The following is a 13,805-nucleotide window of genomic DNA, read 5'->3' on the forward strand; positions in this document are numbered from 1 at the left end:
CGATGGTCCGCTCAGAAACAGGAAGGAGCCTTGAGGAAGCTCGAACGAGATGTCGCGGAGCGTTTCCGCAGCGAGACCATAGCGCAGGCCGACCTTCTCGAACCGAATCACGTCACAAAACCCCAGGATTTCCGGCCGCCGCGCCAACAGTCCCGCGACCTTCCTTCCGGTATGGTTAACCGACAGTTAAATTCGCGGACCGACATCGCCTTCTTGAGCCCTCGGTTAAGAAGCCTTAACCATTCTCCTTTACGTCCGCTTAAGACTGTCGCGAAGAATGAAAGAGCGGCTCGCATGGCTGATTCCCTTAACGCACGCTCTGTTTCCGGCGAAATGATGACACCGGGGTCTCTTTGCGCCGAAGCGCGCGAATCGGCCGCCGGTATTGTCGACGCCGATTATGTCGAGATCGGGCCGCAGGAGCGCAGGGAAGGGCAGGGAGCTGGAAAGCCCGATGCCGCGGCCGCGCAGCCGCCTGGCGGCATGGGCATGCTGGACCGAAGCTGGAAACCCGCCGTCCAATGGACGACCGGGCGTGGCGGTCCGGTTTTCTGGGCCGCAGGATGCCTGCTCGTCGCTGCCGCTTTCTGGATGTCGGGCGGTCATGCATTGATGCGCCCCGCGGCGCCTGACCGGTCTGACCTGCGCATCGCCGACGTCCGTTCGATCACGCGAACCATAGATGGAACGCCTGCCTTGCTGGTCGATGGACGCATCCACAACGCCGGCAGCGCGGCGGGCCGCGTGCCTGATCTGGCGGTCAGGGTGCGCTCCAGGACCGGTGCCGCGACGGTCTACAAGCTTGGCAGTCTTCGCACGCCGCTGCCCGCCGGCGCAAATTACAGCTTTTCTGGACGGCTCGACTTGCCTATGGACGGTGTCGAAACCGTTTCGGTCACATTCGATCAATAGGAAAATCCATGCCCGTTGTGCGAGACAAGGAAATCGAGATCCTCTATTCGGCCTCGACCATCGCAAGGCGCAATCTGGAACTGGCCAAGACGATAGCCGGGCGGGACTACCATGACCTGCTCGTCATATCGGTCCTGAAAGGGTCCTTCATCTTTGCGGCGGACCTGATCCGCGCCATGCACGATGTCGGGCTTTCTCCGGAAGTCGAGTTCATCTTCATCTCCAGCTATGGAGCGGGAACGACAAGTGGCGAAGTGCGCGTGCTGCGCGACATAGACAATGATGTTTCCGGCCGCGACGTCATCCTGATCGACGACATTCTGGAATCGGGCAAGACATTGAAATTCGCCCGCGACCTGATGCTTTCGCGCGGCGCGCGGAGCTGCTCTCTGGCAGTGTTGCTCGACAAGCGCATGCGCAGACAGACCGAGGTTTCAGCCGACTTCGTCGGTTTCGAGTGCCCCGACTATTTTGTCGTGGGCTACGGCATGGACGTCGCCCATGCCTTTCGGGAACTGCCCTTCGTCGGCGTCGTCAAATCCTGATCCGCAAACGCCGCGCATATGATATTCAGCGCATTCTATGATTATAAGACTTCTCTTAGCCTTTCCTGAGCCACTTGTACTAGCAAGTCTGGCTGGAACTTAGAGATGAATCGATTACAACCCACCTTTTGCACCATAGCTTCGTTAAAGCTGCCACTCAAAGATGTGTTCAAAGTGATATACAGATCTTTCATGCGGGGATCACTACGCACTTCATGAGTTAAGCGATAACCGTCCATTTCTGGCATTTCGGCATCGGTAATCATCATCAGAATTTCGTCGCTAATCTTCTTACCTGCATCACACCAAGATTTCAGCAAGTTCAACGCTTCTAGACCATCACGACACTCAATGATATTCAGACCAAGTTGTGAAAGCGTCTCTTTAATCAGATTCCTTGCGGTTGAAGAGTCATCCACAATAAGCACGTTACGCCCCGCCATTTCATCCAAAATATCGTGGTCAAGCAGCCCTTCAGAAATCGAAACATCGTAATCAATGATCTCAGCAAGCACTTTCTCTACGTCAATAATCTCAACGATATTGGTTTGGGCTTGGTCTTTAATCTGGGTAATGGCCGTCAAGTAAGTTGCACGACCCGCAGATTTTGGCGGCGGCTCAATTTCCGTCCATGTCGTGTTAACAATATTACGCACTTGACCAACCAAGAAGCCTTGAGTGGTACGGTTGTACTCCGTAATAATCAAGTTCTGCTCTGGTTTTTCTAACCGAGATGGAGGAAAACCAATCGCTTGGCGTAAGTCGATAATCGGCACGGGAACACCACGTAGAGTGGCCACTCCTGTAATATTGGGATGAGAGCCCGGCATTTTAGTCAAAGTAGGGACTTTTATCACTTCTCTAACTTTAAATACGTTAATAGCAAACAGCTGACGGCTATTTAAACTAAAAAGCAATAACTCAAGTCGGTTCTCGCCAACCAAGTTAGTGCGTTGATCGACCGAATTTAAAACACCTGACATAAAAAATTCCGCTGACTACTGAAACTCAATAACAGTATATACTCAAACTACTTGGAGTTGCAGGTAGGCGACAAGTGAGTTAATCCCCATGAGCATAGATAAACTATGTGATTGGGGTGAACGAACGCAGTCCCCATACCAAAACATAAAGCGCTGCAGCTTCAAGTAGGAAGAGTATAGCTACAAAGGACAAATGTAAATAATAGCACTAAAGGTAATGTAAAAATTATCCTTCTACTACTTTCATCAATAACAAACCATCATACAAGGCTTGTTTCACCAAAGCCGCACCTGGCATAGTTGCTTGCTTGTAAAACCGAGATTCAACGAGTTTCAAATCTTGATGATAAACAGGCAAACTTTGTTGCTCGATACAATGCTGAATAGCTGGGTACAAAACGTTTTTCGCTTGATTAATGACACCACCAATCAGAATCTTTTCTGGATTAAACAGGTTAATCACGATAGCGATCGCAGAACCTAAATAAGCCCCAAGCTGCTCAATCACTTCCACCGCTAGTGGGTCACCTTCAGCCGCCGCCGAACAAATATCTTCGATAGTGATTTCTGATATTTCACTTAAACTTGAAGCTTCACCGTTGGCAATACGCTCAGCCACTTGCTCACGAATGGCTTGAGAACTGGCAACAGTCTCAAGACAACCAATATTGCCACAATGGCAACGTTTACCGTTGCGATCAATCTGGATGTGTCCTAACTCACCGATGTTACCATTACGACCTTGCAGAACACGGCCATCAAGAATAATACCCGCACCCAAACCGTGATGGATAGAAATAAGAATAGAATTATCAACATCTTGTGAATGACCAAATAATTTTTCGGCCAACGCCCAAGCGCGCGTATCGTTGGCGATAAACACTGGCAGACCTGTCGCTTTATAAATTTCAGGTCCTAATGCAAGATTACTCACATTGTAATGAGGCATCTGCAACACAATGCCTTTTTCCGAGTTCACTAGACCCGGAAGAGTAATAGCAATACTCGTGACACGATCAAGCTGACTGGCATAAGTTTGAAAAAATTCTTCAATTTCAAATAGCAGACGCTGAAGTACATCGTCTTGATCGATTTCGTGAATTTCAATCTTAGTGTCAATCAGCACTTCACCACCAAGTTCGTGAAGTGCAATCGTCAAATATCCTCGCCCAAGACGCATCGAGAGGAATTGCCAACCTTCGTTGTTAGTCTGTAAACCAACAGCAGGTCGACCACGGCTGATAGCCTCTTGAACCGTTGTTTCATGAATAAGGTGCGCATCAATAAGCTCGCGAGTAATTTTGGTAATACTTGCAGGCGCGAGTTCGCTCTCTTTCGATAAATCGATACGAGAAATAGGACCTTTTTGGTCAATCAATTTATATACACGACCAGCATTGACTTGTTTGATATGGTCAATATGGCCTGGTTGAGCCATATACATGGTACGCTCCAGAAAACAACAACCTGCCAATTTTTTTACTTTGCGAACTAATTGTGAAGGGCTTTGGTAAATACCCGTGACAAGCGTCACGTATATACTCGGAACTTTGTGTATTCAGTCAAATTGTCGAGTTTGAGTTGCCTCTATGAACCTGTCTGCAAAACTCAATTGTTAAGCAGAAATATTTTCATTGCTTTATGGGTTGCTGCCAAATTTTTACATTTTTTCGTGAAGTTACGTAACAATACCATAACCATAATCATTGAATTAAAAATCTAACGACCCGAAATCGGCGCGAACAGCACGTTCTGCTTTGAGCTCTTCAGCCTGCAAGAACAGGTTAATAAAGCGATTTCCCGCCTCTACCCCAAGTTCATAATCATGAAGTAGATCCTCTTTGTTGCTCATCAACGAGGTGGATTTTAGTGGGCTACTTGGTGCGATTTGCACGATAAACGCATCATCAGGCGGCTCGTTTAAAAACTCTCGGGTTAAAGAGTAGGTCTGATAGTGCACCATAAGTAGGTCGGCCAATCCTGAATCGAATTTATCCCCTAATAAGTGACTCAAGCGATAGATATCGTCAGCGCCAAACAACCATCGTCCACCATTGAGGACTTGCAGATGCTTTTGTTCACTTTTGAGTTCTTTAGATCGTGCAATCTGCTGTTGGAAAAATCGGTTCCAGTCTTGCTTCCAGAGATCTAAACGGCTTTGCCACTGAGTTTGGATGCTATTAAATGAATCTCTTAACCATTTTATTTCGTTCTGTTTGGCATTTTCAGCAGCCGTTAGCAAATCCTCTTCCTCATCCACTTCTTCGGTTCTGATCACCGTGATGAAACGCGCTTCACGCCGCCACGCTTCTTGCACAGGAATAGACGCGGAAACTCCTCCATCAACATAAAGCTTATTGTTTAACTTTACTTCTTTCGGATACAGCCGGGGAATAGCGCAAGTAGCGCGCATTACATCTTTCCAGTTATTACCCAGCATAGGGAAATATTCATCATTGAGCGCCAATGAGGATGTGACTGCCGCATAAGCTTTACGTGAACCTAGTGCTCTGCGACCCATGTCTATATCCATTTGAAACGGAAAGTCACAGATTTTTTCCAACGCCCAATCCAAATCCATATATTGTTTTCTGCGGATATAGCTGAACAGATGAAAAAACTCGGGCTTCGTTGTGAGTTCAGTAATGAACGCTTTGCCTAAGCCATGCTGACGACAGAGATAGGCGCAAAGGTTAAGGGCACCTGCGGAGGTACCATAAAACTCTTCAAAAGGGTCGAAGTTGGCAAGATTAAAGGCATCCAATACACCAGCAGTAAATATCCCACGCTGACCACCTCCTTGAGCAACCAGAGCGTTTTTGCCGCCGATGAATTTGGACAGTCGGATGACATCGACTTTGTTATCTAGATTAGAAACAGTTCCACTATTCGCCATAAGTAGAACCCTTATTGGTCAGTGTGTGATAGCAATCAACCCAAAACCAACAAGTACAGTGAAAATAACGACAGTAGAAATCACTGCAAATTTTAAATTTTTTTCCATTTGAACCTCCTTTTGCTTAACAAATTAATAACACCGCACAAGGAAGTCAGCAAGATTTGTTGATTTTTCACCGACAATTATGCAATTGCCCTCACAAGAACTCAATCGTCTTATTGCTTATTCAGCAAGGTGTTAGAGTAAAAATTGCAAGCCCCTATTCCGTTGTAATACAAAGCGAATAAATTCTGCTTTTCATATTTGGAGATAGTACTAAATGGTGGAGGTATTCACTGGTGATTGTTTATTTTTCAGTCATACACACTATTGTTTTCAATAGTCATATCCGTTGTTAATTTCACTAATGCACAACCATCAAGCCACCAATAAACTATATGACGATATTTTAAGCTAATTAATTAGCAATAAACTGACCGATAAAACTACAACAACACAAAAAACTAACATTTATGATCTATTGCTATTAACAGCACAAAACTGTAGGCTGAATACTACGCGTAGCTGATTATTTCAGATTTCGCAAACACACATCGAATAATAAAGAATAAAACTCTGGGTTTTCTCAAGGCATACAAAATTTAATACTAACTTTTCACCGAATCATGGATGATAGGTAAACTATAAAGCTGTTCTATAGAACGCTGAAAAATATTGACCGCAGCCATGTTCATCAGTGATAGCCACAGAGAAGCTTCATACCTCAGAGAGTTGTAAAGGAGTTAAACATGAAGCGAGAACAATGGGGATCCCGTGCGGGGTTTATCCTGGCTGCAGTGGGTTCTGCAATCGGTCTTGGAAATATCTGGCGTTTCCCTTACATGGCTTATGAAAACGGCGGCGGCGCATTTTTCATTCCTTATATCTTCGCACTACTTACTGCGGGTATTCCATTCATGATCCTCGAGTTCAGTATGGGTCAAAAGAACCGTGGTTCAGCACCATCTACGCTAGCTAAAATTAATGCTAAATTTGAATGGTTAGGTTGGTTCCAGGTCGGTATCGCAGCCGTTATCGCCGTTTATTACGTTGCAGTCATCGGTTGGGCAATCTCTTACTTTGGAATGTCATTTACTCAAAGTTGGGGCACTGATACTAACGCATTCTTCTTTAGCGAATACTTAGCACTTGGTGACAACTCACCAACCAACCTAGGCTCAATTCAATGGAACATCGCTTTCGCAATGTTCATCGCTTGGGCCATCACTTATGCTGCGATCGTTGGTGGTGTAAAAGCAGGCATCGAACGTGCATCTAAGATCATGATGCCAATATTATTCCTAATGGTATTGTTCTTAATTGCTCGCATGATTTTCCTTCCAGGTGCGCTTGATGGTGTGAACTACATGTTCCAACCTGACTTCAGCAAAATTTGGGATGTGAAAGTTTGGGCGGCGGCTTATGGTCAAATCTTCTTCACGCTAAGTATTGGTTTTGCAATCATGCTGGCATATTCAAGCTACCTACCGGAAAAATCAGACATCACAAACAACGCATTTATGACCGTGTTGATCAACTGTGGTTTCTCAATCCTTGCAGGTATCATGATTTTCTCTGTGTTGGGTTACATGGCTCAAGAGCAAGGCAAACCGTTAACAGAAGTAGTTTCTGCCGGTGTAGGTCTGGCATTCGTAACAATACCCGCAGCAATTAACCTGCTACCCATTCCATACATCTTAGGTCCAATATTCTTCCTAGCATTGACTGTTGCCGGTTTAAGCTCGCACATTTCAATCATGGAAGCCGTCACCTCAGCGGTTATCGATAAGCTGAACTGGAGCCGAAAAAAAGCAGCAAACATCGTTATCGGTTCTGGCTTAGTGATTTCAATGGCGTTTGCAACCAACGGTGGCCTACTCCTACTTGACCTAGTTGACCATTTCGCAAACAACGTAGGTATCATGGCAAGCTGTTTCGTTGAAATCGCGCTCATGACTTGGCTGCTAAAAGTCTCTGACGTACGTAAATATGTGAACAGTATTTCTGATTTCAGCGTAGGTGTATGGTTCGACATCTGTTTACGTTTTGTCACTCCAGTGATGTTAGCTATCATCGTTGCGACAAAATTTATCGCACTGTTCACTGAAGGCTACGGCGGTTACGACCTAACTTTAGGTTGGGCAATTATTATCGTTCTACTTGTATTTGGTGTACTTGTTAACCTAACCAGCCGTAAGGAGGCAAACTAATGACTATTAGCGCAATTATTATGATGATCATTGGTCTTGGTATTACTTGGGGTGGCGCTGCTATCTGTATCAAGAGAGCGATGAATAAGTAATTCATTCAGTTAGTAAAAAACCGGCTTCTGCCGGTTTTTTGTTCTATCTAAAGCTAACAATAATTCTTTTCAACCAAAGGACGAATAACTAACTCGTCCACGCTAGAAATATCCTTCTGGCTTGCCATAAATAAAATGGCGTTTACCACTTGCTCAGGATGCAAATACTCAGGGCGTTCAGCCGCTCTGAAGGGAGTGTCCACTCCACCAGGATAAATAGCACAAACTTTCACTCTGTGCTCTCTTGCTTCTTTGCGGAACACTTTCGTTAACGCATCCATCCCTGCTTTTGATGCCGTATAAGCTCCGATCCCTTCATTTGAAAAATCACATACGGTAGATAGCACATTGATGATAATGCCCTCTCCACGAGATTTCATCGAAGTATTATAGGCTTGCTGCATAAAGACAAATGGCGACAACATGTTCAGTTGCACTAAACCCATAAGGTCACTAACAGATAAGTCAGCAATAGTGCTTCTGGATGTGTTCGCACCAGCACAGTTCACCAGAACATCGACGTGCCCCAGTTGACGAATAGAAGAAGCGACAAATTGTTCTATCAATTCAAAGTTGGTTGCATCAAACGCCTGATAATAGATTTGGCTGTCAAATTCTGATAATTCTGAAACCAGTTTATCTAGCTTACTTTCAGACCGTCCGCAAAACGCGACATTCGCCCCCAGTTCAAGCAATCGTAGTGTCAGTAAACGCCCAATTCCGGAAGTCGCGCCAGTGACGATAAAGTTTTTGTTTTTTACATCCAACATCAAGTATCTAAGCTCGCTTAAGTAAAACGATATTCAGCCATGTAATGTATAGCTGAAACAATTCGCTTACATAATACGTTTAACTGTATTCGACTAAAAAGGTGGTCCATCACATAACTGATTAATTCGTTGGTATATCAGAAGTGATACGTCAAGCCTAAAGCCGCTCCGATTTCCAGTTCGGCGCCATCGTCAAAGTTAACTTGTGGCTGCAACTGACCATATACGTCAAACTTGTCGTTAATTTGCCAATCGAGACCTAACGGTAATCGTACCCCCAAGTCATCACCATCCCAATCGGTCCAAGCGCCACCGCCAACGTACCAGTCAAAAGGAACATTAGCGTCGAAACTACCAGTCGCAAAAATATAATCGAACGCAACGCCGTCGTTACCTAAAATAAAACGATATTGGTCGTCAATTTCAAATACCGCACTCAGTTGCTGATCAACCGCCATACCAACTTCAAATCCTTTATTCTGCGCGGCTGAAGCACTTGCAGAGCAGACACACAATAAAGCAACAATCCCTATCTTATTCATATTCAAACTCTCGGAGATAAATGACGTAAGCCCTAAAAGGTATAGAGATTTAACTTCATTTTTGTCAAATCCGTGTCGAAAATTGGACATAAGAAAAAGGAGACCGAAGTCTCCTTTATTTATAGGGGAAAATATAATTGAGAATTAACCGTTGTTACGGATCCACTCATCCATATCTGTTTTAAGGTTGTCAGACTTAGTACCGAAGATAGCTTGAACACCACCAGATACAACAACGACACCTGCGGCACCAAGTTTTTTAAGTTTGTCTTGGTCAACCATTTCAGTATCAGCGACTGATACACGTAGACGAGTGATACACGCATCTAGGTTAGTGATGTTAGCTTTACCGCCGAATGCAGCAACCAGTTCGCCAGCCATTTCTGTACCAGAAGTAGCTGTTGCACCTTCAGAGTCATCTTCACGACCAGGAGTTTTAATGTCCATAGCGCGAATAACGAAGGTGAATACTACGTAGTAAAGTGCAGCGTAAGCGATACCTAGGCCAACAAGTAGCAACATGTTATCAGCACGTGGTGATTGAACCACGAAGTCGATGAAACCGTTAGAGAACGTGTGACCATGAACAACACCTAAAGAGTTGGTTAACATGTATGCCACACCAGCTAGTACAGCATGAATTGCATATAGTACTGGAGCGATAAATAGGAACGAGAACTCGATTGGTTCAGTAATACCTGTTAGAAATGAAGTCAAAGCCGCAGAAGCCATGATACCCATTACTTTCGCACGGTTCTCTGGTTTAGCGCTGTGTGCAATAGCAATCGCAGCCGCTGGAAGACCGAACATCTTGAATAGGTAACCACCGGCTAGCTGACCAAAACCGTTACCTGCAGCACGAGTAGCATCATCAGCAGTAAGGAAACAAGTCATGATACCGTGAGCAACTTTACCCGCTTCTGTCGTACAAGTACCTGCTTCGTAGAAGAATGGTACGTTCCAAATGTGGTGTAGACCGAATGGGATTAGAGAGCGCTCAACAACACCGTAGATACCGAATGCAGTAACAGGGTTTTGGTTTGCAGCCCAATCAGAGAAAGATGCGATCACACTACCAATTGGTGGCCAAATAATAGAAAGGATGACCCCAAGACCAATGGATAAGAAACCAGTAATAATTGGCACTGCGCGCTTACCCGCGAAGAAACCTAGGTATTCTGGCAGTTGAATTTTGTAGAAACGGTTGAATGCCCAAGCAGCAACACCACCGGCTAGGATACCACCTAGAACACCAGTTTCGATGTGTTCAACACCCATTACCGTTGCCATGACGTTCAGTGTAGCAATCATGATACCGTAACCAACGATTGCTGAGAGACCTGAAACACCATCGTTATTGGTGAAACCTAAAGAGACACCGACAGCGAAAAGAAGTGCCATTTGGCCGAAAACTGAACCGCCAGCTTGTTCCATTAGGTGTGATACGACTTCTGGTAGCCAGCTAAAATTCGCCGCACCCACTCCTAGCAAAATACCTGCAACTGGAAGTACTGATACTGGTAGCATCAAAGACTTACCAACTTTTTGCAGGTTCGCAAAAGCGTTTTTAAACATGTTTATGCTCCTGATTAAGTTATTAGAATGTTTGGGTTCTAACGGCCTACCCCCGTAGCCTAAATGTTAGCACCCAGTGGAAATGTAACCACTCGTGAATTATATTTTATAGCTCAAAATAAATTATTGATACTCTTCAAACTTCGAAGCGGATAAATACGTATAGATCACGATTTTTTGAAAAAAACACCCACCACCTGACTCAAAAAGCAAAACTAACTCGCATTACTAAAAGATTAGTCTGCTTTTTCATTATTTGTTACATTTTTTACAGCTCATCTCGAATGCATATTTTTAACAACATCAATTGTCTTATAGCAGTCTAAGTAAAAATATGATCAGATTGAACATCGGTGGAACAGCGAATGAGTGTCGAACACAAACACGCATAGACCCTTCCATGGGGCTCCGCCGAGCCATCCATGGCTCGGAGGGTTTGCTTATCGACACCCATTCACTGATCAGAAAGTTTTCCAGAACGGTATTAAAAACTGTAAGCGTAAAAAAACCCGCGAATTTAGCGGGCTTTAATCAATTAATCTTGTCTTGCATGGAGAGGTTCTTTATCAAACATATAGAGTTGAATTGCTGAGTAAGCGGCATAAACCCCTAATGTTGCTAAGCAAAGAACAATCTTCTGCTTTTCGCGAGCAATGTATGATGACAAATCCTTTCGCTCTATCCCGCTGTCAATTCTCAGCAGGTACTTCCCTAATGACTTACCAATCAACCTGTAGCTGATTGAACAAAAGCCAAGATATATCCCTACAAAAACCAACAACATTACAAGCACTATCAACAACAAAATAGGCAGAGCCAAATCATCGTTCAACGATAACCCACCGACTTTGTCACTGAAGATACCAGCCATGAGTAAAGCAAGAACTGACAGCACGACCTGTGTGAACATTTTTGCGATCATCACATCAATGACGAATGCGCCAGTTCTTCTAAATTTGTCACCAATACTCATTACTTACCAAGTAGCGAGTTAATTTGAGCTTTATAGCCCGCAGCTTCCGCACCGTAGATAGCTTGGATACCAGTGTCACCAACTTTAACAAGACCACGAGCGCCTAGCTCTTGAGTCCAGTAATCGTTGTCTTTCACTTGAGCACCATCTTTTACAGTAATACGTAGACGCGTGATACATGCATCAACGTCAACGATGTTTTCAGCGCCACCAAGAGCTTCGATCATATCTTTAGCTTTTTGGTTATCACCCGCCGCACCGCTTTTAGCTGCATGGTAATCTTTCTTCGATACTACTGCTACCGCGCTACCTTTACGACCTGGGGTTTTCACGTCGAACTTAACGATAAACCAACGGAATACAAAGAAGTAAATGAACGCGTATGCAATACCCACAACTGGGATAAAGTACCAATGGTTGTTAACACCCGTTACACCAGGAAGGATACCGAACAACGAGAAGTCGATGAAACCGCCACTGAATGTCATACCTACTTTAACGTTTAGCATATCCATTAGCATGAATGACAGACCAGCTAGAGGAACGTGAATCGCGTAGTAAAGCGCTGGAGCCAGGAATAGGAATGTGAATTCGATTGGCTCTGTAATACCGGTTAGGAATGCAGTAAGCGCAACTGAGAATAACAAACCACCCGCAGCTTTCTTGTTTTCAGCATCCGCTAATGTATACATAGCGTACGCAGCAGCTGGAAGACCAAACATCATGAATGGGAATTTACCTGTCATGAAGTTAGTTGAAGTGAATTGGGAGAAGTCACCTGCTGCTAAAGAACGGAAGAAGATGTTCTGAGTACCTTTAACTAACTCACCAGCGATCTCTGCCGTTGCACCAACCTCTGTCTGCCATAGTGGTAGGTAGAATACATGGTGAAGACCCACAGGGATTAGTGAACGTTCAATAATACCGAAGATGAAAGAGGCAATGTAACCGTAGCCAGCACCTGTCATTTCACCCAAAGCCGCACCGATAGCACCAAAAGCAGCACCGAAGAATGGCCAGATGAAAGTTAGAACGATACCGTAGAACAATGCAGCGAATGCACTGATGATTGGAACGAAACGTGCGCCGCCGAAGAAGCCTAGGTAATCAGGCAGTTTTACATCGTGGTATTTGTTGTGAAGCACAACAGTCACTGCACCAGCAATCAGACCACCGAACACCCCCATACTTAGTGTGTTAGTGATACCCAGAGCGTTAGCAAGAACACCAGCGTATTCGCTGCCCATTAGAATGACTGTGTTTGTATCAGTATTGATCATACCAGTAACTGACAGCGTCTTAGCGATAGCTACGTTCATTACTAGGTAAGAGATCAATGCAGCTAGTGCTGCAGCACCTTTTTCTGCGCGAGCAAAACCAACGGCAATTGCCAATGCAAACATTACTGGAAGGTTTGCAAACACGATGTCGCCGGCTGCAGTCATAATTTGTAGGAAGCTGTTAAGTACAGTTCCGTTTTGAAGAGCGCCAATATTGTACGCTTCAATCATTGTAGGGTTGGTGAAACTACCCCCGATACCCAACATGATACCCGCAGCTGGCAGCAGTGCGATTGGTAACATGATGGACTGTGAAAGTTTGCTAAAGAAACTTTTCATTAGTTCATGCTCCTGTTTAAGTTTTTAGAATCCTAGAAGCCAGCGGCACACCCCCGTAGCCTAAATGCTCGCTTCTATAAAAAATACAGCGAATACTATCGATATATTTTCCGCCCCTAAATATATCGTTTTGATGGTACCGGTTTCTAGAAGATGATTTATTTTAGTCTCAAAATAATAGATAGATCACAATCTACCGCAGCAGAAAAAATCACCAACACCAATATAACTAACTGTATTATATTAATTTCTTATCGTTAAATTCATTTAAATGCGTAAATAAGATTAAGTATAATGTTATTTTATATAACAAATTTACATTAGTTTGATTATGGCTCTCAAAATCAACATATTTAGTAAACAATAGATCATTCTTTGCAACCCGACAATTTTTGCTATAAATCGAGTAGGGTGAGGCGTTACCGCCTCATCCCTCTCACAGAACCGTACGTACGGACCTCGTATACGGCTCATGCATACTTCCATTCAGCATAATTGCTAAACACATACCCTGTTCCTACTTGCTCAAGATTTACCAACCCCAGTTCGTTGAACCATTGGTTTGGCATCGCATAACTGGCTAGAGGACTTTGCGCATTTCTCCAACTACTCATTCGGATAAATCTAAACGGCGGCTTATATCCAA

General features: G+C 44.3%; 13 protein-coding genes and 1 pseudogene. 4 read left to right on the forward strand and 10 right to left on the reverse strand.

Going from position 1 to position 13,805, the window contains the following annotated elements; genetic code table 11:
* Positions 1–294 precede the first annotated feature (294 nt).
* On the forward strand, positions 295–912 hold the full coding sequence (locus ACK5MF_RS19595) for a hypothetical protein (RefSeq protein WP_416924183.1): 618 nt from the start codon (positions 295–297) through the stop codon (positions 910–912).
* An 8-nt stretch (positions 913–920) separates the two neighbouring features.
* On the forward strand, positions 921–1,457 hold the full coding sequence (hpt, locus tag ACK5MF_RS19600) for a hypoxanthine phosphoribosyltransferase (RefSeq protein ID WP_416924184.1): 537 nt from the start codon (positions 921–923) through the stop codon (positions 1,455–1,457).
* Positions 1,458–1,498: 41 nt separating this feature from the next.
* Here the strand turns inward: hpt and ACK5MF_RS19605 are convergent, their stop codons facing one another.
* The 4 genes from ACK5MF_RS19605 to ACK5MF_RS19620 all read right to left on the reverse strand — a co-directional run bounded on the left by ACK5MF_RS19605 (position 1,499) and on the right by ACK5MF_RS19620 (position 5,444).
* The gene (locus tag ACK5MF_RS19605) at positions 1,499–2,440 is read right to left on the reverse strand and encodes a chemotaxis protein CheV (protein WP_416924185.1); all 942 of its coding nucleotides are present in this window, start codon (positions 2,438–2,440) and stop codon (positions 1,499–1,501) included.
* A gap of 226 nt (positions 2,441–2,666) precedes the next feature.
* Positions 2,667–3,884, reverse strand: a complete 1,218-nt coding sequence (locus tag ACK5MF_RS19610) for an ROK family protein (RefSeq protein ID WP_416924186.1) — start codon at positions 3,882–3,884, stop codon at positions 2,667–2,669.
* A gap of 267 nt (positions 3,885–4,151) precedes the next feature.
* Entirely contained in the window at positions 4,152–5,336 is a 1,185-nt protein-coding gene (locus ACK5MF_RS19615) for a patatin-like phospholipase family protein (RefSeq protein ID WP_416924187.1), read from the reverse strand.
* A gap of 18 nt (positions 5,337–5,354) precedes the next feature.
* On the reverse strand, positions 5,355–5,444 hold the full coding sequence (locus ACK5MF_RS19620) for a YnhF family membrane protein (RefSeq protein ID WP_416924188.1): 90 nt from the start codon (positions 5,442–5,444) through the stop codon (positions 5,355–5,357).
* A 683-nt stretch (positions 5,445–6,127) separates the two neighbouring features.
* On the opposite strand from ACK5MF_RS19620, the gene ACK5MF_RS19625 reads away from it, so the two are divergent.
* On the forward strand, positions 6,128–7,588 hold the full coding sequence (locus ACK5MF_RS19625) for a sodium-dependent transporter (protein ID WP_416924189.1): 1,461 nt from the start codon (positions 6,128–6,130) through the stop codon (positions 7,586–7,588).
* Complete coding sequence (locus ACK5MF_RS19630; protein WP_416924190.1) at positions 7,588–7,680, forward strand: MetS family NSS transporter small subunit; 93 nt, start codon at positions 7,588–7,590, stop codon at positions 7,678–7,680. The genes ACK5MF_RS19625 and ACK5MF_RS19630 overlap by 1 nt, the downstream gene beginning before the upstream one ends.
* Before the next feature lie 53 nt (positions 7,681–7,733).
* Here ACK5MF_RS19630 and ACK5MF_RS19635 read toward each other — a convergent pair whose 3' ends face one another.
* The 6 genes and pseudogenes from ACK5MF_RS19635 to ACK5MF_RS19660 form a co-directional block, all read right to left on the reverse strand.
* Positions 7,734–8,450 (reverse strand): SDR family oxidoreductase, encoded by a 717-nt coding sequence (locus tag ACK5MF_RS19635; RefSeq protein WP_416924191.1) that lies wholly within the window; start codon positions 8,448–8,450, stop codon positions 7,734–7,736.
* Between the two features lie 137 nt (positions 8,451–8,587).
* Positions 8,588–8,992 carry a hypothetical protein gene (locus ACK5MF_RS19640; RefSeq protein WP_416924192.1) on the reverse strand — a complete coding sequence of 135 codons (405 nt, stop codon included), beginning with the start codon at positions 8,990–8,992 and terminating at the stop codon, positions 8,588–8,590.
* 144 nt (positions 8,993–9,136) lie between these two features.
* Positions 9,137–10,567, reverse strand: a complete 1,431-nt coding sequence (gene ptsG, locus ACK5MF_RS19645) for a PTS glucose transporter subunit IIBC (RefSeq protein WP_416924193.1) — start codon at positions 10,565–10,567, stop codon at positions 9,137–9,139.
* Between the two features lie 535 nt (positions 10,568–11,102).
* The gene (locus ACK5MF_RS19650; protein ID WP_416924194.1) at positions 11,103–11,540 is read right to left on the reverse strand and encodes a hypothetical protein; all 438 of its coding nucleotides are present in this window, start codon (positions 11,538–11,540) and stop codon (positions 11,103–11,105) included.
* Complete coding sequence (locus ACK5MF_RS19655) at positions 11,540–13,159, reverse strand: PTS transporter subunit EIIC (RefSeq protein ID WP_416924195.1); 1,620 nt, start codon at positions 13,157–13,159, stop codon at positions 11,540–11,542. The genes ACK5MF_RS19650 and ACK5MF_RS19655 overlap by 1 nt, the downstream gene beginning before the upstream one ends.
* 470 nt (positions 13,160–13,629) lie before the next feature.
* A pseudogene (locus ACK5MF_RS19660) lies at positions 13,630–13,805 on the reverse strand (group II intron reverse transcriptase/maturase); the annotation flags it as partial.

Origin of the sequence: Vibrio sp. (assembly GCF_047973365.1) — a bacterium.
GTDB lineage: Bacteria > Pseudomonadota > Gammaproteobacteria > Enterobacterales > Vibrionaceae > Vibrio.